This is a genomic window from Paenibacillus sp. FSL L8-0644, from assembly GCF_038008165.1.
Taxonomy (GTDB): domain Bacteria; phylum Bacillota; class Bacilli; order Paenibacillales; family Paenibacillaceae; genus Paenibacillus; species Paenibacillus polymyxa_D.
Genome location: NZ_JBBOYN010000001.1, coordinates 5,190,976 through 5,212,640, shown reverse-complemented (window position 1 = coordinate 5,212,640; position 21,665 = coordinate 5,190,976). Strand labels below are relative to the sequence as shown.

20 protein-coding genes are annotated in these 21,665 nt (G+C 49.1%); 14 read left to right on the top strand and 6 right to left on the bottom strand.

Features of this window, described 5'->3' with window-relative positions; all coding sequences use genetic code 11:
* The first annotated feature begins 115 nt into the window (after positions 1–115).
* The 5 genes from NSS94_RS23620 to NSS94_RS23600 all read left to right on the top strand — a co-directional run bounded on the left by NSS94_RS23620 (position 116) and on the right by NSS94_RS23600 (position 6,135).
* Positions 116–1,354: a CynX/NimT family MFS transporter gene (locus NSS94_RS23620; RefSeq protein WP_029518663.1), complete on the top strand. Its 1,239-nt coding sequence runs from the start codon at positions 116–118 to the stop codon at positions 1,352–1,354.
* Positions 1,335–2,486 (top strand): winged helix-turn-helix domain-containing protein, encoded by a 1,152-nt coding sequence (locus tag NSS94_RS23615; RefSeq protein ID WP_029518662.1) that lies wholly within the window; start codon positions 1,335–1,337, stop codon positions 2,484–2,486. The genes NSS94_RS23620 and NSS94_RS23615 overlap by 20 nt, the downstream gene beginning before the upstream one ends.
* Before the next feature lie 91 nt (positions 2,487–2,577).
* Complete coding sequence (locus tag NSS94_RS23610) at positions 2,578–3,939, top strand: MFS transporter (protein ID WP_341040252.1); 1,362 nt, start codon at positions 2,578–2,580, stop codon at positions 3,937–3,939.
* Positions 3,940–4,002: 63 nt separating this feature from the next.
* Positions 4,003–4,593: a GNAT family N-acetyltransferase gene (locus NSS94_RS23605; protein WP_069010986.1), complete on the top strand. Its 591-nt coding sequence runs from the start codon at positions 4,003–4,005 to the stop codon at positions 4,591–4,593.
* A 354-nt stretch (positions 4,594–4,947) separates the two neighbouring features.
* Entirely contained in the window at positions 4,948–6,135 is a 1,188-nt protein-coding gene (locus tag NSS94_RS23600) for a cation:proton antiporter (RefSeq protein ID WP_029518659.1), read from the top strand.
* 159 nt (positions 6,136–6,294) lie between these two features.
* Here NSS94_RS23600 and NSS94_RS23595 read toward each other — a convergent pair whose 3' ends face one another.
* Positions 6,295–6,930, bottom strand: a complete 636-nt coding sequence (locus NSS94_RS23595; RefSeq protein WP_029518658.1) for an NAD(P)-dependent oxidoreductase — start codon at positions 6,928–6,930, stop codon at positions 6,295–6,297.
* A 260-nt stretch (positions 6,931–7,190) separates the two neighbouring features.
* On the opposite strand from NSS94_RS23595, the gene NSS94_RS23590 reads away from it, so the two are divergent.
* The 4 genes from NSS94_RS23590 to NSS94_RS23575 all read left to right on the top strand — a co-directional run bounded on the left by NSS94_RS23590 (position 7,191) and on the right by NSS94_RS23575 (position 12,351).
* Positions 7,191–8,144, top strand: a complete 954-nt coding sequence (locus NSS94_RS23590; protein WP_029518657.1) for an alpha/beta hydrolase — start codon at positions 7,191–7,193, stop codon at positions 8,142–8,144.
* A gap of 205 nt (positions 8,145–8,349) precedes the next feature.
* Positions 8,350–8,907, top strand: a complete 558-nt coding sequence (locus tag NSS94_RS23585) for a glycerol-3-phosphate responsive antiterminator (protein WP_029518656.1) — start codon at positions 8,350–8,352, stop codon at positions 8,905–8,907.
* 56 nt (positions 8,908–8,963) lie between these two features.
* Positions 8,964–10,454, top strand: a complete 1,491-nt coding sequence (gene glpK, locus NSS94_RS23580; protein WP_165145910.1) for a glycerol kinase GlpK — start codon at positions 8,964–8,966, stop codon at positions 10,452–10,454.
* 193 nt (positions 10,455–10,647) lie between these two features.
* Positions 10,648–12,351 (top strand): glycerol-3-phosphate dehydrogenase/oxidase, encoded by a 1,704-nt coding sequence (locus tag NSS94_RS23575; protein WP_341040250.1) that lies wholly within the window; start codon positions 10,648–10,650, stop codon positions 12,349–12,351.
* A gap of 149 nt (positions 12,352–12,500) precedes the next feature.
* Here NSS94_RS23575 and NSS94_RS23570 read toward each other — a convergent pair whose 3' ends face one another.
* The gene (locus tag NSS94_RS23570; RefSeq protein ID WP_029518653.1) at positions 12,501–13,178 is read right to left on the bottom strand and encodes a CidB/LrgB family autolysis modulator; all 678 of its coding nucleotides are present in this window, start codon (positions 13,176–13,178) and stop codon (positions 12,501–12,503) included.
* Positions 13,175–13,546 carry a CidA/LrgA family protein gene (locus NSS94_RS23565; protein ID WP_029518652.1) on the bottom strand — a complete coding sequence of 124 codons (372 nt, stop codon included), beginning with the start codon at positions 13,544–13,546 and terminating at the stop codon, positions 13,175–13,177. Before NSS94_RS23565 ends, NSS94_RS23570 begins: the two co-directional genes overlap by 4 nt.
* Before the next feature lie 131 nt (positions 13,547–13,677).
* Between NSS94_RS23565 and cidR the strand changes: the two genes are divergently transcribed.
* The gene (gene cidR, locus NSS94_RS23560; protein ID WP_328801165.1) at positions 13,678–14,565 is read left to right on the top strand and encodes a cidABC operon transcriptional activator CidR; all 888 of its coding nucleotides are present in this window, start codon (positions 13,678–13,680) and stop codon (positions 14,563–14,565) included.
* An 83-nt stretch (positions 14,566–14,648) separates the two neighbouring features.
* Here the strand turns inward: cidR and NSS94_RS23555 are convergent, their stop codons facing one another.
* Together NSS94_RS23555 and NSS94_RS23550 are read right to left on the bottom strand one after the other, a co-directional pair.
* Complete coding sequence (locus NSS94_RS23555; protein WP_013312483.1) at positions 14,649–14,822, bottom strand: aspartyl-phosphate phosphatase Spo0E family protein; 174 nt, start codon at positions 14,820–14,822, stop codon at positions 14,649–14,651.
* A gap of 134 nt (positions 14,823–14,956) precedes the next feature.
* Positions 14,957–16,033 carry a GGDEF domain-containing protein gene (locus NSS94_RS23550; RefSeq protein WP_029518651.1) on the bottom strand — a complete coding sequence of 359 codons (1,077 nt, stop codon included), beginning with the start codon at positions 16,031–16,033 and terminating at the stop codon, positions 14,957–14,959.
* A gap of 169 nt (positions 16,034–16,202) precedes the next feature.
* Between NSS94_RS23550 and NSS94_RS23545 the strand changes: the two genes are divergently transcribed.
* From NSS94_RS23545 to NSS94_RS23535, 3 genes are read left to right on the top strand one after another with little or no spacing between them, the layout of a single operon-like run.
* A complete protein-coding gene (locus NSS94_RS23545) occupies positions 16,203–18,575 on the top strand; it encodes an ATP-dependent DNA helicase (protein WP_341040248.1) in 2,373 nt (790 codons plus the stop codon).
* Positions 18,565–19,074 (top strand): MarR family winged helix-turn-helix transcriptional regulator, encoded by a 510-nt coding sequence (locus NSS94_RS23540; protein ID WP_029518649.1) that lies wholly within the window; start codon positions 18,565–18,567, stop codon positions 19,072–19,074. The genes NSS94_RS23545 and NSS94_RS23540 overlap by 11 nt, the downstream gene beginning before the upstream one ends.
* 37 nt (positions 19,075–19,111) lie before the next feature.
* Positions 19,112–19,720: a pentapeptide repeat-containing protein gene (locus NSS94_RS23535; protein WP_029518648.1), complete on the top strand. Its 609-nt coding sequence runs from the start codon at positions 19,112–19,114 to the stop codon at positions 19,718–19,720.
* An 81-nt stretch (positions 19,721–19,801) separates the two neighbouring features.
* Here the strand turns inward: NSS94_RS23535 and NSS94_RS23530 are convergent, their stop codons facing one another.
* Complete coding sequence (locus NSS94_RS23530) at positions 19,802–20,395, bottom strand: hypothetical protein (RefSeq protein WP_341040247.1); 594 nt, start codon at positions 20,393–20,395, stop codon at positions 19,802–19,804.
* Positions 20,396–20,605: 210 nt separating this feature from the next.
* Here NSS94_RS23530 and NSS94_RS23525 point away from each other — a divergent pair, with 210 nt between their 5' ends.
* Positions 20,606–21,562 carry a nucleoside hydrolase gene (locus NSS94_RS23525; RefSeq protein WP_013312477.1) on the top strand — a complete coding sequence of 319 codons (957 nt, stop codon included), beginning with the start codon at positions 20,606–20,608 and terminating at the stop codon, positions 21,560–21,562.
* The last annotated feature ends 103 nt before the right edge of the window (positions 21,563–21,665 follow it).

The window sequence follows — 21,665 nt, the reverse complement described above, 5'->3', positions numbered from 1 at the left end:
CTATGCATATGGTACGAATGCCTTTATAATTTAATGAGATAAAAATTGCTAGGCTCCAGCCGTACACTTGGTTGGAGCCTTTGAGCATAACACAGATAGATTGGAGAATGGAGAGATGAGTTCACAGCAACACCAACGAGCTTTGGTATACAAATCTTTGTGGCATGCCGGTCCTTGGGTGCTTGCCGTAGGGATCATTCTGGTAGGTGCCAATCTGCGCGCCTCGATTACCTCGGTAGGACCTCTTATCGGTTTGATTAAGGATTCTTTGCATATTTCGAATACACTGAGTGGCCTATTAACGACATTGCCGCTGCTGGCTTTTGCCCTGTTGTCGCCTTTTGTAGCCAAACTGTCGCGCCGCTTCGGATCGCCTCTTATTATTTTTGCAGCCTTGCTGCTGTTGACCGCAGGTATTGTAGTGCGCTCAACGTTAGGGGTTACTGCATTATTTGTCGGGACCGCCATGCTGGGACTGGCTATTGCCGTGTGTAATGTGTTGCTGCCCAGCTTGATCAAAGAGGAGTTCCCTCGCAACAGCGGACTGATGACCGGCGTATATTCCGTATCCATGAATGTGGTCGCTGCAACCGCATCCGGTCTGAGTATACCGCTGGCTATAAATGGAGGTATGGGATGGCGAGGTGCCTTGGGAATATGGGCGATTGTGGGTGTCGTAGGTATTTTACTCTGGGTGCCCCAGCTCCTTAAGGCTCGCAAAACAGCCAATAACGCAGCAGTATCTGTCCAAACCGTGAATGTGTATAAATCGTCTTTGGCCTGGAAGGTGACGCTGTTTATGGGGCTGCAATCTGCCTTGTTCTATGTTCCTGCCGCCTGGTTTCCTGAAATGATGAGCGGACAGGGAATGGATTCAGAAACTGCGGGCTGGATGCTGTCTGTGATGCAGTTTGCGCAAATGCCATTTACTTTTATTGTGCCTATTTGGGCGGCGCGAGTGAAGGATCAGCGGGTATTGGTTCTGATTATGGCTGCGCTGTATTTTATCGGTCTGGGTGGATTTCTGCTTGGGGCTACACAGTGGAGCGTGATTTGGGTCATATGTATCGGTATAGCGGGTGGTTTTGCTTTCCCGTTAGTGATGATGTTCTTCAATTTGCGGACGCGGACACCGCAGCAGGCAGCAGAGCTGTCGGGTATGGCTCAATCCTTTGGGTATTTGTTGGCCGCGACAGGACCGACGCTGTTCGGTTATTTGCATGATGCGACACAAGGCTGGACAATTCCGCTGCTACTGCTCTTATGCCTGAGTGTTCTGCTTATGTTTATAGGGCTGGGTGCAGCCAAGAAACGATATGTCGGAGGCGAGGTGGATGATCAGACTGCAATTTGATGCAGACGGTTACAGTGTGATTTGTAGTGCAGGTCGTGTTATGTTGTTGGCTAAAGAGTTTGCGCTGTTGCGCTTTCTGTACGATAACCGGAACCAGGTGTTCACCCGTGAACAACTGCTGGATCGGGTGTGGCCGCTGGAGTATCCGGTGGAGCGTACGGTAGATGATCATATCTACAGATTGCGCAAAAAACTTAAGTCATGGGATGGTCTCCGTATTCATACGGTCAGAGGGTATGGCTACAGCTTGACCTTGACTGACGTGCAGCCACAGAATCATCCGTCCTTGCACGATCAGGAGGTGCAAGACGCCGTACATGGACTATTCCGCAAATACCAGCTGTTGGGGCAGGGAAATTCCATCGTAGCGCTGGCTGCCCAGCAGGAGCAGATGGGTTTTGAATTGTCTGTCTTTTATCAAATGTATACCCGTTTTGTACAGGCGGATGTGCCTTGGTTCTTGGAACGGGAGGACTTTGCTCCCGCAGATCGATTGTATTGGATGCTACTGCTATATATGTGCACAGCAGGGGTGACGGATGAGGGGCTTGTCCTATGTGAGCGTGCGCTTTCCAGTGGATTGCTATCTGAAGCGCAGGAGCGGGAATTGCGTATTCTCAACATTCTGGAGGCTTATGTAGAGAACGGACAACCTGAACACGCCCAGGAAGGTCTGCCACTGACCATGATGGTCATGGAACGGGATAATCTCGATAATTTTGTGATGCCTGTTGCGCTGATGGAGATGTATATGCATCTGGTTGCCAATCATATGGAAAAGGCTGCCGAACTGTCTGATCGTCTGGAAGGCATGCTGTCGGAGGCCCCGTTTTTGCGCGAGCTGGGCCGTTATCGGATGATGCGCGGGCTTATGCTGTTGCGTACTGGAGATGTGGATAACGCCGAGCGGCTCATGGATGAGGGATTGGATACCCTTGATATGGCTAAACAGGAATTGCTACAAATCAAAGCGGTATGTCAAATTCGCTCGTTCCTGAAGCTTTGCGGTTCCTATCCAGCGCTGGAAGAGAAGTATGCCGCTCAATATGACCAGCTTGACCGGGATAACAGTTTAATACTGCATCGTCCAGCGCTAAGGCGCTGGCTGGAGCAGACAATCTCAATGGCCTGATTTTTTAGCTGTCTGACTTTTCTCTGATATAGACCCGCTAGAATGTTCTTATTGCTAAAAAAGCTGAAAATGAGAGCAGGGTGAGTAGATAATGAAGGAAAAGAAGGAATTCCAATCCGCGCCTAGCATTTGGCGCAATGGCCGTTTTCGGCGGATGTTTGCGGCGCACACGGCTGCTTCCTTTGGCGATTGGTTTGATGCTATCGCCATTCAGGTGCTTGTTGCTTATCGCTGGGAAGCTGACCCTATGCTGATTGCGCTGATTCCGGTAGTGATGGCGCTACCGGGTCTGCTGCTCGGTTCCATCGCGGGCACGTTAGCTGACCGGGTACACAAGGCCCGGCTGATGATCGTCTGCGATGCAGCTATTGCCTTATTGACGCTGGCCATTCTCGCCGTCCCGGGTCCGGTGTGGCTACTGCCTTTGCTCGGTCTGCGCGCGGCGGCTGGCGTATTTCAAATGCCTTCACAGCAAGGCTTGACCCGCACGGTAGTCGCCAGCGACGACCTGTTTCGGGCCACCTCGCTGAATGGGTTGGTCAATCAGGCCTCCAAAGTGGCGGGGCCATTACTGGGCGCTATGACCTTGACTGTGTTGTCTCCCCAGGCATGCATTATTCTCAATGCATTGCTGCGCCTCTGTTCCGGACTGCTGCTGTGGCCGCTGCGCGGAATCGGTCCGGCGCTGGTCAGCGCAGACCAACAAGCTGTTGCAGCCGAGCAGCAAGGAAAGTCGGCTACGCATACAGCGCCTGAGGCTGATGAAGTCCAAATGCGGGAGGAGCATGTTCGCGCATCTCGTTTTTTCAACCAATGGCGTGAGGGCTGGGCGTTCTTATGGCGCAGTCGAATGCTTTTGCATACGCTCATATTCGGACTTTTCGGCTTAATCGCCATTCTCATGATCGACTACCAGTTCCCTACGCTGCTGCGAGTGCTCGCTCCAGGTAATGAATCGCTGCTTGGCTGGCTGGTTTCAGCCATTGGTGCTGGCGCCGTCGGCTGTATGCTTGTGCTTAATCGCTTGAATCGCATAAGCGCAGGCTGGGGGCTCGGTGGTGGGTATGTGCTGGTTGGCGGAGCTATTGCTGCTTTAGGCTGGGCGCAGCCCGGAACAGGATGGCCCGTCCTACTTATGATCGGGGCTGTGCTGGGCGTGGGCAACGGCCTGTACATTATCACCCAGAATTATATATTACAAGCCAAAACCCCTGCTGATATGGTAGGACGCGTCTTCGGTATCCAAAGTACCGTGATTGGAGCAATCATGGTCGTTTCGCCGCTTGCCGGGGGAGTATTGATCCGAATAGCAGGGGCGGGAACGGCTTTTGTCTGGATCGGAATGACTGTTGGAATTCTGGGTTTGGCAGGACTACTGCTTCAATCCGTAATTTGGCGCGAGTCCCTCGCTGATTCTAGCCTGACTACGGAGCAAAATGCAGACCTTGCGTAGTCGAACTTGCGCAATAATTTACTTCGATTTACGTCATTTATATTTTTTAGCATGGGAGAGATCATGATGGCTCAACAAACTTCAGCCCCAGAGCCTGTGGCACGATTACTTGAAGGATCACGGGTATACTTGCGTCCCGTTAACGTGGAGGACACGGAGCTATACTATAATACATTGTTCCATCAGGATGTGCGGAGACTGACAGGCACACAACGCAGTTTTACCAAGGATCAAATTGCCCGTTATATTGAAGCTAAAGGACAGGATTCCTCAAGCCTGCTGCTCTTGATTGCGCTTCGCGAAGATGATCGTGTCATCGGAGATATAGCTCTGCAGGATATGGACAGCCTGAACCGCAGTGCCAACATCCGTGTTGCGATCAATGAGCAGGGAAATCAGGGGAAGGGCTACGGCACTGAAGCGCTTGTACTCATGCTGGGTTACGGATTCGGTATCTGTAACCTGCATCGGATTGAGCTGAATGTATTTGACTTTAATGAACGTGCCATTCGTTGTTATGAAAAAGTAGGCTTTCAGCGTGAAGGTGTACAGCGGGATGCTTTATTCTACAATTATGAATACCATGATTCGATTCTGATGAGTATGCTGGACCACGAATACCGCGACCGCTACGTGAAAAAAGTAGAAAATTGATTCAACACGTTTACACGGGTTTACAGAAGAGATATAATTAAAAGATAAAGTTGCTTGTTTGCGCAAATATGACCGACAACATCAAATGAATATATGAATTACCGGAGGAGCCTGTCACCAAGGCTCCTTTATGTCTTTTTAGGGGAACCTGTGCTGTATTTCGGGTTCCCCTTTTTATTTTGCGAGCTGTCCGTTAAGGTCAGACACATATTTTGCACGTTTGTTTTACATTTTATGATTAGGATTTGCAAAATTCGATTCCAGTCGCTCCGATCTATATCTTGTTCATTGGAAGTCGCTTATGGGATTTTTGCAAATAAGTTCAAGGACTAAACAAAAGGAGGTTATCAGCCTATGCAATTTATATTGTATCTTCTGCTGATTCTGTTGTTCACAAAAGTCGCGGGTCATGTGTCTGTCAGGCTCGGTCAACCAGCAGTGCTAGGAAAGCTGATCGCAGGAATTGTGCTGGGCCCAGCGGTATTAGGATGGGTTGAGAATGATTCGCTGATTCATGATATGTCTGAAATCGGCGTGCTGTTGCTGATGTTCATTGCTGGACTGGAGACGGATCTGGATCAACTTCGACGTAATTGGAAGCCTGCGGTAGCTGTGGCGGTTGGAGGTATTATTTTACCGCTAATTTGTGGTTTTGGTGTAGGGGAAGCCTTTGGATTCTCGGTGCATGAAGGCTGGTTTCTAGGGATCATTCTGAGTGCTACCTCGGTAAGTATTACCGTACAGGTGCTCAAGGATATGAACAAGCTGAATACCCGAGAGGGCTCGACCATTTTGGGTGCGGCGGTGCTGGACGATGTGCTTGTTGTGGTACTGCTAGCGGTAGTAATGAGTATATTCGGTATGGGTGGAGAGACTTCGCTGGGACTTCTTGTTGGCAAAAAGCTAGTTTTCTTCGTCGTAGCTATTCTGGGGGGCTGGTTCGTTGTTCCGTGGATTATGAAAATACTCGCTCCACTCAAGGTGACTGAAGCAGTCATCACGACTGCGTTGATTATTTGCTTTGGGTTTGCGTATTTTGCAGATATGTTGGGGATGGCGGGCATTATCGGGGCTTTTGCTGCCGGGATTGCCATTGCACAAACAAGCTTTAAGCACGTCGTAGAAGAAAAGGTGGAACCCATCGCTTATTCCATCTTTGTTCCTGTTTTTTTTGTCAGCATTGGATTAAATGTTTCCTTTGAGGGAGTAGGGCAGCAGCTCGGATTTGTTGTTGTTTTGACACTGATTGCGCTGGTGACGAAGTTAGTGGGAGGAGGCCTCGGCGCGCGGCTGACGGGCTTCAATAACCGTTCTTCTCTTGCGATTGGCTCCGGTATGATATCACGTGGCGAGGTCGCACTTATTATTGCAGCTACCGGTCTACAGTCGGGTCTGTTGGCACAGCAATATTTTACATCCGTGATCATTGCCGTCATTTTGACAACGTTGGCTGCACCTCCAATTCTCAAGCTGTGTTTTAGCGATAAGAGGGAGACTTCCGCTCACGATACAGAAAAGAAGGCCAGCATTGATAAGTTGTAATGAGAGTATCAACAGGTCATAACAAAAAGACCCTTCGGGTTCAGTTTCTCATAGTGTGCATGGAAAGTCCGATTTTAGAGTAGAGCGGACTTTCCATGCAGCATGAGAACATGGGCGAAGGGTCTTTTTTATGCTAAATGTGCTGCAAGAATAGAGAAATTAGGACTCGGACACCACTGTGAAGCGTTGGTTCAGATGTTGTGGTTTTTCGATTTCGTCCACTACGGCAACTGCATAATCTTCGTAACTGACATAGCTTGCACCTTTGGAATTAACCAACAGTGTGTCTTTTCCTACTTGGTAAGAGCCTGTACGTTTACCCAGTGCAAATTCCGCAGAAGGGCTAATAAAGGTCCAGTTCAGGTCGCTGGTACCACGCAAAATTTCCAGGTTTTTTCCTTGGTTGTTGGCTGTTGGATATACGAAATCAGGGAAGCCAGGAGCGTCTTTTACCAAAAGTGTTTGGGATTCATCAGTGAACAAGCTGCCTGCACCACCTACGACAATCAGGCGAGTACCGGATACATTACGCAGGGCTTCGATCAGTACGTTACCTGCATCGACATGCAGATGCTCTTGTCCGAGTGGAGCGGCAAATGCATTAACAACTACGTCAAAACCTTTCAGATCATCTGTTTTCAGATCAAAAACGTCTTTTTGTACCACAGTAGCACGACTTTCTGTTACTTTGGACGAGTCACGGACGATGGCGGTTACTTCATGCCCTCTGTCTAATGCTTCTTTTACGATATTATTTCCTGCTTTACCGGTTGCACCAATAACTGCAATTTTCATAATAGATAGCCTCCTATAAATATGATGTGGATGATTCATTCGTTTGATCGTAAGTGTACTCAGTGCATTTACGAACTTTAATATGTAACTATTATAGTTACAATATAAAATAAAAGTCAAGCTCTTCTGTTGGGCAAACTAAAGTCCTCCGATTGGAAAGAGAGGAACTCGTTTAAATATATAAGGTAAAACTGAATGAGCAAACTTAAGCCAAAATGGATATATGTAGACCACAGAAAAGAAAGGAAGAGTGAATCGATATGAGTAAAAAAGTACAGCTTGAACCCGCAGCACAGAAATTTGCAGACGATAATGCCAAGCCTCCGTTTCTATATGATTTGGGTCCTGAAAAAGGACGTGAAACGGTCAATGAGGTTCAATCCGGCCCAGCAGACAAACCTGCCGCAGATGTAGAAGATCTAACTATTCCAGGCGGGCCTGGCGGTGAGGTGAAGGTCAGAATTGTTCGCCCACAACAGGTGACAAGCGATCTCCCGGTCATTGTATATATTCACGGAGCAGGCTGGGTATTCGGTAATGCTCATACGCATGATCGCCTGATTCGTGAATTGGCAGTCGGCTCACAGGCAGCAGTTGTATTTCCAGAATACAGCTTGTCCCCTGAAGCTAAATATCCGACGGCGATTGAGGAAATTTACGCGGTCGTTCAATGGGTGGCACAGCACGGACGCGAGCATGGGCTGAAGCCCGATACGCTGACGGTAGCCGGAGACAGTGTGGGCGGTAATATGACGGCGGCCGTAACGCTGCTGGCCAAAGAACGTAGCGGCCCTACCATTCGCCAGCAGTTGCTGTTCTATCCAGTGACGGATGCTTCCTTTGACACAGAATCATATCATGAGTTCGCCACAGGATATTTCCTGAGCCGCGAAGGAATGCAATGGTTTTGGGATCAATATACGACGGATCCCAACGAACGAGCGCAGATCACGGCGTCTCCATTACGTGCCACCACAGAACAGCTCGAAGGGCTACCACGTGCGCTGGTCATTACAGGTGAGGCCGATGTGCTGCGCGATGAAGGCGAGGCCTATGCGGACAAGCTACGTGAAGCGGGGGTGGATGTGACCGCTGCACGCTTTCAGGGCATCATCCACGACTTTGTGATGCTGAACCCATTGTCTGAAACCGCGGCCAAGCGCGGTGCGATCATGCTCGCTACCTCATGGCTGCGCCAAGGGTTTGAGGGCTAGTACACTATAGAGCATTTTAAGGGTGTCGTCGTGTGATTTGATCCAGTTCTTTGAATGATTAGGCTGTCTTCTTCCTGCTGACATCTATTGCAGGGAAGGCAGCCTTTATACATATCTGCAATGAAACCGCTTCACGTTCGTCGAACAGAGTGATAATATAAAATTTGAACGAGTTTGACCGACATTCAGCCTAAGGGGGATATCCATGCCATTTCAGGGACAACGCATTTTACCTGCAGCTAAGCATATGAAGCAGCTGGAGGGTATTTTGGACAGTTCTTATGAGTATGCGGTTTTTCTGGATACGCATGTAGCGCAGCTGCGTAGCCTGTACCAGATGGCTAGAAGTCGCAGCAAGCAAATGCTCCTGCATGCCGATCTGGTGCAAGGCTTGAAGAATGACGAGTATGCGGCTGAATATTTGTGTCAGGAAATTAAGCCATTTGGGATTATTTCGACCCGGTCCGGGGTGATCGCAACTGCTAAAAAGAAAGGAATTCTTGCTGTACAGCGGGTGTTCCTGCTCGATACGATTGCACTGGAAAAAAGCTACGCGCTGGTAGAAAAAACGCGTCCGGATTATATTGAGGTGCTGCCCGGTGTTGTTCCACCGATGATTAAGGAGGTCAGCGAACGCACTGGCATTCCTATTTTGGCAGGCGGACTTATTCGCACCCCTGAGGATGTGGAAGCAGCGTTGGCCGCGGGAGCTACAGCAGTTACGACCTCCAATAAACAGCTGTTCGAACACTATAAGCAATAGCTTTTATTTGTATCAAGTGGGTAACCATACATAATAAGCAAGGAGGCTGGGAAACGATGGAGCAATACATTCTTGCCTTAGATCAGGGCACAACCAGTTCGCGGGCCATCTTGTTTGATCGGCAGGGAACAGTGGTATACAAGGCACAACGGGAGTTCCCACAGTATTTTCCCCAGCCCGGGTGGGTAGAGCAAAACGCCAATGAAATATGGAGCTCTATTTTGGCCGTCATCGCCTCCTGCTTGTCAGAATCAGGTGTGAAAGCCAGCCAAATTGCCGGGATTGGTATTACGAATCAACGGGAAACCGTAGTAGTGTGGGATAAACATACGGGTCTGCCTGTATATCATGCACTGGTATGGCAGTCACGGCAAACAGCCGGGATCTGCGAGGAATTGAAAAGCCGTGGATTTGATCATATTTTTCATAGCAAAACGGGACTACTCATTGATCCCTACTTTTCTGGCACCAAGGTCAAATGGATACTCGACAACGTCGAAGGGGCACGAGCTCAAGCGGAGCGTGGGGATTTGCTGTTTGGTACGATTGATACCTGGCTAATCTGGAGATTGTCTGGTGGTAAAGCACATGTAACAGACTACTCCAATGCGGCCCGCACACTCATGTACAACATTTATGAGCTAAAATGGGATGAGGAGCTGCTGGATATTCTCGGCGTTCCTGCGTCTATGCTACCAGAGGTGAAATCATCTTCTGAGATATATGCGCATACGGTGGATTATCACTTTTTCGGACAGGAAATCCCTATTGCCGGAGCGGCAGGCGATCAACAAGCAGCTCTGTTCGGTCAGGGATGCTTCGACAAAGGTATGATTAAAAATACATACGGTACGGGATGCTTTATGCTGATGAATACCGGAGATGAACCCTGTGACTCGGGACATGGACTGATTACGACCATTGCATGGGGGCTGAATGGTCAGGTGAAGTATGCGCTGGAGGGCAGCATTTTTGTAGCCGGATCTGCTATTCAGTGGCTGCGTGATGGGTTGCGTATGTTCCGCGAAGCCAAAGATAGTGAAGCGTATGCGGCGCGTGTGACCTCCACAGAAGGGGTATATTTTGTCCCGGCCTTTGTGGGTCTGGGCAGCCCGTATTGGGATAGTGACGTGCGCGGTGCGACATTTGGTTTGACGCGGGGAACGACCAAGGAGCACTTTATACGAGCGGTACTGGAATCGCTGGCCTACCAGACTAAAGATGTCCTAACTGCCATGGCGAGCGATTCGGGTGTACCTGTGCGTTCATTGCGTGTAGATGGAGGTGCAGTGATGAACGAGTTCCTGATGCAGTTCCAGAGCGATATTCTCGATCTGCCAGTAGAACGACCTGCTGTGAACGAGACAACTGCACTCGGTGCGGCGTATTTAGCAGGACTGGCAGTTGGGTTCTGGAGCAGTTTGGATGAGGTCCGGGGGTATGCGCAAAGTGATCATACCTTTACTCCGTCCATGAGTGAAGACGTGCGGGCTGATCTTTATGGTGGCTGGAAAAAGGCAGTTCATGCCGCAATGGCGTTCAAGTAGCAGGCAGATTTCCCTTTTCATAGCGTATCGTGTGTGCTACGATATAGATAAGTTAATACTCGTCAGGAGACTTGGAGAGACCATGAACCGCTCGGCATCCGCCGCAGCGATGTTCGTGGTCTTTTTTTGTACCTTATGATGAGTCGGTTGGCAGATTGCATCGTGAATATATACAAAGCTGGAGGGATACATGATGGGAGAACAGGGATTTGCTGCGCAGGAGAGAACCGCTGTCTTGGAACGTATGGGACATGAGCATTTTGATATATTAATCATTGGCGGCGGCATTACAGGGGCGGGTATTGCGCTGGATGCGGCGGATCGTGGTTTGAAGACAGCATTGGTGGAGATGCAGGATTTTGCAGCAGGTACGTCCAGCCGCTCGACCAAGCTAGTGCATGGGGGTCTTCGTTATTTGAAGCAGTTGGAAGTTAAGATGGTAGCTGAGGTGGGGAAGGAGCGGGCAATTGTATTCGAAAATGGTCCACATGTGACCATACCGGAGCGTATGTTGCTTCCTTTTCACAAGGGCGGCACGTTTAACGCATTTACCACCTCTATCGGGCTGCTGGTATATGATTTCCTTGCTGGTGTTAAGCGTAGTGAGCGCCGTCGTATGCTGGACATCCAGGCTACACTAGAGCGCGAGCCTTTGCTGAAGCGTGATGGACTGAAGGGAAGCGGCAGCTATGTGGAGTATCGTACAGATGACGCTCGCCTGACGATTGAGGTCATGAAGGAAGCTGTTACACGAGGGGCGCTGGCGGTGAACTATGCCAAGGCTGACAAGCTGCTGTATGACAAAGGACGAATAAGCGGTGCAAGCGTAACGGACCGGGTAACGGGAAAACCATACGAAATTCGAGCTTCGCTGGTTATTAATGCAGCTGGACCATGGGTAGACACGCTACGGGAAATGGATCGCTCCAAGGAGGGTAAGGTGCTACGCCTGACGAAAGGTATTCACCTAGTGTTCGATGCTGAGCGCTTTCCGCTCAAACAGGCAGTGTACTTCGATACACCGGATGGACGCATGGTATTTGCCATCCCGCGTGATGGAAAAACTTATGCAGGTACGACTGACACGGTGTATGAGGGGGATACGGCGCATCCCCGGATGACCGTCGAAGATCGGGCGTATGTGCTTCAAGCGATCAACGGAATGTTCCCGGATGTGAAGCTGACTGTTACGGATGTAGAATCCAGTTGGGCAGGGGTACGGCCGCTCATTTATGAAGACGGTAAAAGCCCTTCAGAAATTTCACGTAAGGACGAAATTTGGGAATCCCGCTCAGGTCTGATCACGATTGCAGGCGGCAAGCTGACGGGCTACCGGAAAATGTCCGAACTCGTCGTGGATCGTGCGGTACGGGAGCTGGGGGGCTTGCATGGGCAGAGCTTCCGGGCATGCCGCACCAGACACATCCCGATTTCGGGTGGCAGCGTAGGCGGCTCGGCGGGCTGGGACGCGTACGTAGGTAAGCAAACCGCAGCAGGTGTTGCACTCGGCCTGTCGCCTGAAACGGCTAGAGCATGGGCAATCCGCTATGGCTCCAACACAGAGCGGCTGTTTGCGATAGCGGCACGCAGCATGAAGGAGACTACCGAGAAGGAAGCGGCACTGCCTGTGGAAGTGCGTGTCCCGCTCCTGTATGCGATGGAACAGGAAATGACGGTGACACCGTCTGATTTTTTCATACGGCGAACGGGAGCACTTTTCTTCCAGATTGACGAGGTGAAGCGCTGGAAACAGCCCGCCATCGCATGGATGTCTGAACATGCAGGCTGGAGCGCCGCGCAAGAACGACAATATACGGCTGAGCTGGATGCTTACCTGTATGAAGCTGTAACGCCTTTAGAGGTACAGGTGAAACAAGGTGACGTTAAAGCCATCTAATAGGAACGAGGATGCGTATCCTTTACCGCTCCGCTTCTCTACCATCGTTTCGTTCTCACCGCTGCTTTATGCGGAAAAGGGGCCTACAAAACAAAAGCAGCGATTCTCTATTTTTAAGAGAATCGCTGCTTTTGTTGTATGCAGATTGTTTACAGCATCAAGTGGAACAGGAACGGGGCGGCTGCCAAGGTAAAGAGAGCGGCGAGCACCATCGAGATGCTGGATATCGTCCCCGTCAGCAAACTGAACTCGAATGCTTTGGAAGTGCCCGTACCATGAGCACCGGTACCGAGCAGTACCCCACGGGAGACTTCATTTTCGATACGGAACAGTTTTACAATCACTGGACCGATAATAAGACCGCTCAATCCGGTCAGAATAACGAATACAGCTGTGACCGTCGGATTGCCGCCAATCGTTTGCGATACATTCATCGCAATGGGTGTCGTAATGGAGCGAGGAATCAGGCTGCTCAGCAGGGAAGAATTCAGGTGCATCCACTTGGCAAGCGCCATGGAGGACAACACGGCTACAACAGATCCAGACAGCACGCTAAGCACGATTTGGGTAGCGTGTTTTTTTAACACTGGGAAATATCGGTACAAAGGGACAGCAAATGCAATCGTAGCTGGCTGTAGCAGCATGGACAGCAAGTGGGCGCCCGAATTATAAGAACGGTAATTCACACCCGTCAGCGTCAAAATCAAAATGATAACAACAGGTGTAATGAGCAATGGAGACAAATACACCTTGGGCAGTGTGCGGTACATGCGTTTGGCCATCCAGTAAATAGCGAGTGTCAATACAATACATAGAAGACCGATCATGATGATTTATGCTCCTTTCGTTTACCAAGCAGACTGGCGACCATACCTGTGCAGGCCATCACCAGAAAGGTGCCGAGCAACACGACCAGCATAATGCTCATACCATCGTGTTCCAGCATCGGCCAATAATTCATGACGCCGACAGCGGAGGGAATAAAGAATAATAGCAGCTCGGCCAGCAACCAGTTTGCGCCAACTTCAATCCAGCTTAGCCGGACCAAGCCGGTTTGCAGCAGAATAAAAAGGATTAGCATACCAATGATACTACCGGGTATAGGCAGGTGGAGCCAGGAGACTACCGCGTTCAGGATGAGCGAAAAGGCCATCAGGACGGCGATCTGGAGGACACCGCGTATGAAGCTTTTCATATATAATGACTCCTATCTTTGTGATCGGTTATTTTCAAACTGTAATGAAATTTTACATCACAAGCTTTCATGAGTAAAATGCATATAAAGAATATAATCTATTCCGTTTATCTATGGGAGAAGGTGTAGCTTTGGATATCCGACATTTACAATATTTTTTGGAAGTCGCGCGGTTGCGTAGCTTTACAAAGGCAGCCCAGAGCATGTTTATTACCCAGCCGACGATCAGTAAGACGATTAAAAGTCTAGAAGATGAACTGGGGGTCGCTTTGTTCGACCGAATTGGCAAAAGAATCGAATTGACGGACGCGGGAAAGGTCATTGAGCTTCAGGCACAAGCAATTGTAAAGTCCTTTCAGAGCCTGTCCTCGGAGCTGAGTGATTTGATGAACCTGAAAAAGGGACATATCCGTATTGGCCTGCCCCCTATGGTCGGATCGAGCTTTTTTCCGCGTGTCATTGGAGAATTCCATAAGGCATATCCTGATGTGACCATTCAATTATTTGAGGACGGGGCGAAGAAAGTGGAACGGGACGTAGAAGCCGGGGCATTGGATATCGGGGTGATCGTGCTGCCCGCAGTTGGAGATATGTTTGAGACATTTCTGTTTGTGGAGGAAAAGCTGAATTTGCTCGTTCATCCTACGCATGCATTGGCAGAGTGCAAGGAGGTACCGTTATCTGCGTTGGCGGAGGAGGCATTTGTACTGTTTCGTGAGGATTTTACGCTGCATGACCGTATCATTGCGGAATGTGTTCGTGCCGGCTTTCAGCCGCGTGTAGTGTACGAAAGCTCACAATGGGATCTGATTAGCGAAATGGTTGCTGCAAACCTGGGAGTAGCTCTGTTGCCGGAGGCCATTTGCCGAGATCTGGATTCTGAGCGCTTGCGTGTTCTTCCATTGGTAGACCCCGTCATTCCTTGGCATTTGGGGATGATTTGGCGGAACGATCGCTACCTGTCCTTTGCCGCCAGAGAATGGATATCGTTCACACAGCAATTGTTGCGGACGGAATAGGGCGGGAAGTAGTCAGTCCGCGAGAAGGTGAGTACGATGCAGAATAAAAAAGCTGCCCTGAGGGGCAGCGATGTAGCTTGCTTCTATGAGTGTGTTTGGTTTATTGCACGCTTGGTGTGAAGGTACTTGTCCATAATACGGTCAAGTCTGGAGGATTTGTCCAATACACGTTCATCTTTTAATCCGTGTAAGTCAGCCATGCGATTCAGTTCACGGCGTTCTTTTTCCATGAGTTTTTCCAATTGTTCGAGGTTCACAAAGCCCACCCCCCATGTCGATTGTAAGGCATGTCTCCACTAGCGGCAGAAGTTTTTTTGATAACGATGTTATTTCCATTTTACCACTTTTTATTAACAATAATCCAGCTTTCCTGACATTTAGCGACTAATATCTATGGTTTTGCCAGTTCTACCCGATTGCGTCCTGATCGTTTAGCTTCATACAATGCCTCGTCTGCTTTTTCCAATAAACGCCTCGATGCAATAACAGGAGAGCTGCCTGCCCCGATGGATACGGTTAAGGAGAGTATGGTTCCGTCATTCAAGAGAAAACATTCATTTTCCACAGCTTTCCGAATCTTCTCGGCAAAGTTTGCCGCCTTTTCAGTATCACAGTCTCCGAGTAGAATTGCGAATTCCTCTCCGCCCTTACGGGAGGGATATGCTCTTGTTGTAGATTCCCGATTTAACAAAATTCCCAGTTGGCTTAAGACTGCGTCTCCGTTCAAATGGCCGTACGTATCATTAATTTTTTTAAAGTGGTCAATATCTAGCATCACAAGTCCAAAGGGTTTTTTTGTAGTCTTGGAAGCATGAAGTACCTCTTCGAACAGCGCATCAAAAGCACGCGGACTGTATAGCCCGGTTAAATGATCGCGGTTCGCAGCCTCTTCCAGCAGGTGAATAGCCCGTTCTGTTTTTTTGATATGGGACATCATAAAATAAGTGAACAAGCCGCCAAGAATCTTCACGGTTGTGATCATTATTATAGATTCTAAGTTGGGTGGATCATCCACAAAAAAAGCAGATAACAGCGACACAACAACAGCCCCAAGCACGGCTGACATCCATTTGCCGAGGGCTAGCTTTTTTTCTCGAATAAAGATAAGTGAAAGGACTAGTGTCATGAAGCAATTAACCGTAACAGTCAGAGTAATATCCGTCCATCCCCCTGTGATGTAAATACGATACAGGATGACGATCAGGGTGGTCAGCAGACCGGATACCGATCCTCCTATATAAACAGATATGATAATCGCCAATTGGCGGAGATCAACCACAAAGTGCCCACGGATCCATAAACCGGTCATCATTAACAGAATGCTAAACACGCCCAGCATTAAACCGTTTAATATCTGATGAATGAGTGCATGATTTGTCAGGTAACGTTCATATTTCCGGGAAAATAAATTTCCGAAGAATAAGAAGCTCGTTAATAACGCAAAATTGTTAATTAATTCTTTTAACATATCCCTATCCTTTATGCTGTAATGAGAGTTGTAGTATCGTGGGGAATAAAGCAAAAGGCCTCGTTTCTATATTTCGGTAAAAAGTAGGCATGAGTGAATACCAATCGACCATTAAACGATTCTTCTGTCCCTTACGTTTCGTTTATCTACGTGGTACAGTGAAAGGACTATGACCGGAACGGGTGATCGTATGAAGGAACCAATTCACATATCGGTGCGTCCACTTGTGGAATATGTGCATCGGAGCGGCAGCATTCATAGCGGCTTTCGATCGAATAGCAGTATGCTCGAAGGAACTCGCGTGCATCAGGTTATCCAGAAAGGTTACAAGGAGCATGACCGCAAAGAGGTACATTTACGTACAGAAATTCAGTATAAGGACGAATTGTTTATAATTGAAGGCCGCTGTGACGGACTGATTGAGCTGGATGGCGTATGGACGGTCGATGAAATTAAATCGATCTCTTTGCCTCTCGAAGATATTCAGGGTGACGGTCAACCCGTACACTGGGCGCAAGCATTTCTGTATGCCTATATGATTGCTCGTGAGGAACAACATCATTCCATGCAGGTCCAGCTTACTTATGTGCAGGCACACAGTGAAGACATTCGCCGATTTAGGCGCGAGCTATCCTTTACTGAGCTGGAAGCTTTCGCGCAGGAGATGATTGCTGGTTATGCACCGTATGCATTCCTGCTGAGAGCACATGCGGAAAAGCGGGATGCCAGCATTGCTATGTTGGACTTTCCCTTTGACACGTATCGTTCGGGTCAGCGAACGCTCGCGGGTTCGGTGTACAAGACGATTGCCGAAGGGGTTAACCTGTTTGCCAAAGCGCCTACGGGTATCGGTAAAACGGTATCCACTTTGTTTCCTGCGATCAAGGCGATCGGTGAGGGGCAGGTTAGGCGAGTATATTATGTAACGGCTCGTACCACCACTCGGGCAGCAGCTGAAGAAGCTTATGCCAGAATGCAGACCCAAGGGCTGCACATGCATGTGGTGACTTTGACTGCGAAGGATAAAATTTGCTTTAAGGATGAAAATGATTGTGACGCTGGATCATGCAGCATGTGCGAGGGCTACTACGACCGGATCAACGGTGCGGTATCCGATATTTTGGCGAATGAGACGTTAATGACCCGGGCGGTGATTGAGCGTTATGCGCGCAAGCATAAGGTTTGTCCCTTTGAATTTTCGCTGGATGTGGCGTATGCCTCGGATGGTATAATCAGTGATTATAATTATGTTTTCGATCCACGGATTTCTCTGAAAAGATTGCTGGAGGAGCACAAGCGAAAAGGTGTCGTACTGGTGGATGAGGCGCATAATCTGGTAGAACGCGGCCGGGACATGTTTTCGGCGGAAATTTTGAAATCTTCTTTTTTGGAACTGAAACGAGAATTTAAGCTGCTAAGCTCGGAGATTGCTGCGGCTGCGAGTGCAGTGAACGCACATATGATTACGCTGCGCAAGCAATATGCAGACACAGGAAAAGCAGTGGAGACAGTAGCGCCGCAAGAGGTGCTGGAGCTGCTGGTGCCTTTTGTGGAAGCTGCTGAACGTGAACTGGTAACGGGGAGTAGTACAAGTCGCGCAAGCAGTGAAAGTACGGCCTACGCATTGCTTCTGGATACGTATTTTACTGCTCAGAATATGCTGCGGATTGCTGCTTTATATGATGAACGGTACGTTACTTATGTGGAAGCAGGGCGCAGTGAAGTGAGGGTCAAGCTGTTCTGCCTCGATCCTTCTCACTTGCTGGGACAAGCTATTAAGGGCTACCGCTCAGCCATTTATTTTTCCGCGACGTTGACACCGCTTGCTTATTATCGGGACATGCTCGGAGCAAACGAGGAAGATTATACGTTACAGGTTCCTTCCCCTTTCCATCAGGAGCAATGGGATGTACGTCTGCTGCCGCTCTCCATCCGTTATCGGGATCGCGAGCGTTCCAAAGGGGCGATTGCGGATATGCTGGCTGCATTGGTTGTGGAACGGAAAGGAAATATGCTTGTGTTTTTCCCGTCCTATCCATACCTGCGTGAGGTATATGAGGAGTTCATGCTTCGGGACGTGTCCGCAAATACGTTGGTACAAAGTCCGGGGATGACCGAACCAGAGCGGGATCGATTCCTAGAGGCCTTCCAGCCTGGGCAAGAGCACACCTTGCTTGGCTTTGCCGTATTGGGTGGTGTGTTTGCTGAAGGTGTTGATTTACCCGGGGATCGCTTAAATGGGGTAGTCGTCGTCGGCGTTGGCTTGCCGCAAATTGGAGCAGAGCGAGATGTGCTGCGGGATTACTTTTCGGAACAGGGACGGAATGGTTTCAACTATGCGTATGTATATCCAGGGATGAACAAGGTTCTTCAGGCAGGTGGCAGGCTTATCCGCACAGAGCACGACGAAGGGTTGTTGGTCCTGGTAGATGATCGTTTTGCCAAGGAACCGTATGCTTCTTTGCTGCCAGATGAATGGAAAAGCTACCGTCTGACGGAACAAGCGGGATTAAGGAAGGAATGGATAGACTATGAACTTTAATTTTCATAATGACTCCATACGCGGGGTGCTGCGTAGCTTTGGACATGAGGATGCCGAAGTAGATAATATAGAGACTTTTGTGACATTTGCGCGCTTGGCTAACGGTATTTTCAGAGAAATGGATACAGATTTGACCAAGTTGGGGGCTTCTCAGGGTCGGATTATCGTGCTTAGCCTGTTGCATTGCCACTCGCCGCATCGCATGACACCATCGGAGTTAGCGGAAAAAGCGGATGTCACGCGTGGGACCATGACGGGACTGATCGACGGATTAGAGCGAGATGGCATGATTGAACGTGTGGCTCATGAGAGTGACGGACGGATGGTGACTGTCGGATTAAAAGAGGCAGGACGAGAGCTATTAAGTAAGATAGTGCCTTATTATACGAAGTTGATCCGGTCGTGTATGTCTGAGTTTACGCCGCAGGATCATCAGATGATGAAGGGTTTGCTGGGGAAAATGAAAGGCGGTTTTGAGCGGTCCTTGCCGAAATGCTGAATTCCTGATATAGGGAATAAGGAATAGGAGAGAGAACATGTTCTTTTATACAGATGAGGTCTATGAAGACCGTGATTTTGGATCAATGGATGCCAGAGAAGGTGAGTGGAAAAATTGTGAGTTTACCCGATGTCGCTTTCGGGGTGTGGAGATGAATGAGTCCCTCGTGGAAGGCTGTACTTTTGTGGACTGTGATTTTACCGGAGCCATTCTGAATGCATCTCACTACAAGGAGTCGGCTTTTACCAATTGTTTGTTCACCAGCGCCAATCTGTTCGTAGTCCGGTTTGATAACTGCAAGCTGGTAGGTTCAGATTTTGCGGGGGCCAATATGGATGGTATTACAATTACGGGCGGAGATTGGTCTTATACGAATTTGCGTCATGCAGATTTAAGAAAACAAGATTTGCGAAAAATACGATTCAAGGAAGCCGACTTATCCGAATGCAATTTGGAAAAAGCAGATTTACGAGAGGCGGATCTTAGCCGGGTAAGACTGCACAAAGCCCATCTTCAAGGAACAGACCTGCGCGGTGCGAAGATGGATGGTGTGAATTTTAAAGATCTGGACATCACCGGAGCCAAGTTGGATATCGAGCAGGCAGTAGCGGTGGCCCGCTCCTATGGAGCCAAGGTAGAAGGCTAAAAAGCACGGGATACCGAAGCTGGTTTTGATCTGGAGTACCCCGTGCGGATGAAATGGATGGCTGACTCGAATGTGAAGAACTTAATCTTTAGGGGGTGCCGGCAGTAGTGGGGTTGCTGCTTCCGGGTCCCGGTTTGGCAAATGATCAACTCCCACAGGCTCTAGAGGCTGCTGTGGAACCGTCCAGTTGCGCGCGATATCTGCGGCAGTTCGCTGTTCCAGCAAGCGTTTGGCTACTTCATAACATTGATCGACATGCCGATTGCCAATGGTTCGCATAGCAGTAAAGCCAATTGCCGCGGCTAGCCCTTGCCCCAGAAGGGGAACAAACTTGCTAACCTGCTTGGTAGCGATCCGAATGCCCATCTTTTGCAAAATCTGCACGATAACTTCACGGGTGATGAGTCGCCCAATCAGCTTGCTGCCAATCGAAGTGATAAAACCATACACCATGGATTTGGTTTCTGCGTCCAGACCTTCCAGCTGCTTCTCAGATAATCCGAACTTTCCATTAATGGCTGGCAGTAGCTGCATCAAAATGCCAACATCAGCAAGAACGTCAGCCCCTGGAACTGGAACTAATACCGCTCCACCCGAAGCCGCAGCTCTTTTTGTCACCATGGATTTACACTCTTTACGGATCTGCTCCAACTCTTCTATTGTTTGGGCTGTCATATGCATCTCTCCTTCATACGCTTCCGATTAGGACCCATGATTCTACCCTGTTATTACACACATTTCTACCTATCTTAAGCATGGCGCAAGCAAAAAATCCCTGATTCACGCACTATCGCACATTTACTCCTGTGAAGCGATCAGGCATAATGAAGGGTGGTTGCCGATAAGAACAAGCCTGCTTACGGGGATAAAGGAAGGAAGAGACAGATGAGTCAGACAAACGTTTATTTTAATCATGATGGTGGAGTGGATGATCTAGTATCCCTTTTTATGCTGCTTCAGATGGAGCAGGTTCATTTGACCGGAGTATCGGTGATTCCAGCAGATGGTTATCTGGAGCCTGCGACGGATGCCAGCCGTAAAATTATTGATCGTTTTGGACAAAATAAAGGGCCTGTGGAAGTCGCAAAGTCTAATTCACGCGGTAAAAATCCGTTTCCTGCCGCTTGGCGTTTACATTCCTTCTATGTGGATGCATTACCCGTACTGAATGAATCGGGGCGTATGGAAGCACCGCTTTCATCCCTGCCAGCTCATCAGCATCTGATCGAAAAGGTACGCGGAGCTGAAGGCAAAACGCTGTTGCTATTCACTGGACCGCTAACCGATCTGGCGCGGGCGCTGGATGAAGCACCGGATATTGAAGCAAAGATTGAAAAGCTGGTATGGATGGGCGGCACCTTTGAAAAAGGGAATGTGGAAGAGCCGGAGCATGACGGCACAGCAGAGTGGAATGTATTCTGGGACCCAGAAGCGGCATATCGGGTGTGGCAAAGCGGCATCACGATTGATCTGGTAGCGCTGGAAAGCACAAGCAAAGTACCATTAACTCCAGCAGTACGCAATCGTTGGGCTGCCGAGCGCCGATATGAGGGTGTGGATTTCCTAGGCAACTGCTACGCGGGATGTCCGCCGCTCGTCTATAGCGAAACGAACTCAACCTACTACTTGTGGGATGTACTGACCACTGCATCCGTAGGACGCCCGGACATTGTCAAGAAAAAGACGGTGCATTGCAGCGTGATCGCAGAAGGGCCAAGTCAGGGCAGAACGGTGGAACAGGCGGATGGACGTCCTGTGAATCTGGTGTATGATACAGACCCGGAAGCCTTCTTTACGTATATGGCGGATTTGGCCAAACTGGCTGCTCCCAAACGTTACTAAGTCTGGCAATGTACAGACGTGCGGCATAGGGCGATAATACTGCCTAGTGAGACGTACCCATAACATAAAGCCCGTGAACGTTATGCGTCACGGGCTTCTATTG

Excerpts from the sequence above, each read along its gene's own strand:
- NSS94_RS23600 (WP_029518659.1), top strand. The coding sequence starts at position 4,948 with ATGCAATTTATATTGTATCTTCTGCTGATTCTGTTGTTCACAAAAGTC.
- NSS94_RS23535 (WP_029518648.1), top strand. The coding sequence starts at position 19,112 with ATGTTCTTTTATACAGATGAGGTCTATGAAGACCGTGATTTTGGATCA.
- NSS94_RS23585 (WP_029518656.1), top strand. The coding sequence starts at position 8,350 with ATGCCATTTCAGGGACAACGCATTTTACCTGCAGCTAAGCATATGAAG.
- NSS94_RS23545 (WP_341040248.1), top strand. The coding sequence starts at position 16,203 with ATGACCGGAACGGGTGATCGTATGAAGGAACCAATTCACATATCGGTG.
- NSS94_RS23530 (WP_341040247.1), bottom strand. The coding sequence starts at position 20,395 with ATGACAGCCCAAACAATAGAAGAGTTGGAGCAGATCCGTAAAGAGTGT.
- NSS94_RS23620 (WP_029518663.1), top strand. The coding sequence starts at position 116 with ATGAGTTCACAGCAACACCAACGAGCTTTGGTATACAAATCTTTGTGG.
- NSS94_RS23615 (WP_029518662.1), top strand. The coding sequence starts at position 1,335 with ATGATCAGACTGCAATTTGATGCAGACGGTTACAGTGTGATTTGTAGT.
- NSS94_RS23595 (WP_029518658.1), bottom strand. The coding sequence starts at position 6,930 with ATGAAAATTGCAGTTATTGGTGCAACCGGTAAAGCAGGAAATAATATC.
- glpK (WP_165145910.1), top strand. The coding sequence starts at position 8,964 with ATGGAGCAATACATTCTTGCCTTAGATCAGGGCACAACCAGTTCGCGG.
- NSS94_RS23570 (WP_029518653.1), bottom strand. The coding sequence starts at position 13,178 with ATGATCGGTCTTCTATGTATTGTATTGACACTCGCTATTTACTGGATG.
- NSS94_RS23550 (WP_029518651.1), bottom strand. The coding sequence starts at position 16,033 with ATGTTAAAAGAATTAATTAACAATTTTGCGTTATTAACGAGCTTCTTA.
- NSS94_RS23525 (WP_013312477.1), top strand. The coding sequence starts at position 20,606 with ATGAGTCAGACAAACGTTTATTTTAATCATGATGGTGGAGTGGATGAT.
- NSS94_RS23565 (WP_029518652.1), bottom strand. The coding sequence starts at position 13,546 with ATGAAAAGCTTCATACGCGGTGTCCTCCAGATCGCCGTCCTGATGGCC.
- NSS94_RS23575 (WP_341040250.1), top strand. The coding sequence starts at position 10,648 with ATGGGAGAACAGGGATTTGCTGCGCAGGAGAGAACCGCTGTCTTGGAA.
- NSS94_RS23590 (WP_029518657.1), top strand. The coding sequence starts at position 7,191 with ATGAGTAAAAAAGTACAGCTTGAACCCGCAGCACAGAAATTTGCAGAC.
- NSS94_RS23605 (WP_069010986.1), top strand. The coding sequence starts at position 4,003 with ATGATGGCTCAACAAACTTCAGCCCCAGAGCCTGTGGCACGATTACTT.
- NSS94_RS23540 (WP_029518649.1), top strand. The coding sequence starts at position 18,565 with ATGAACTTTAATTTTCATAATGACTCCATACGCGGGGTGCTGCGTAGC.
- NSS94_RS23610 (WP_341040252.1), top strand. The coding sequence starts at position 2,578 with ATGAAGGAAAAGAAGGAATTCCAATCCGCGCCTAGCATTTGGCGCAAT.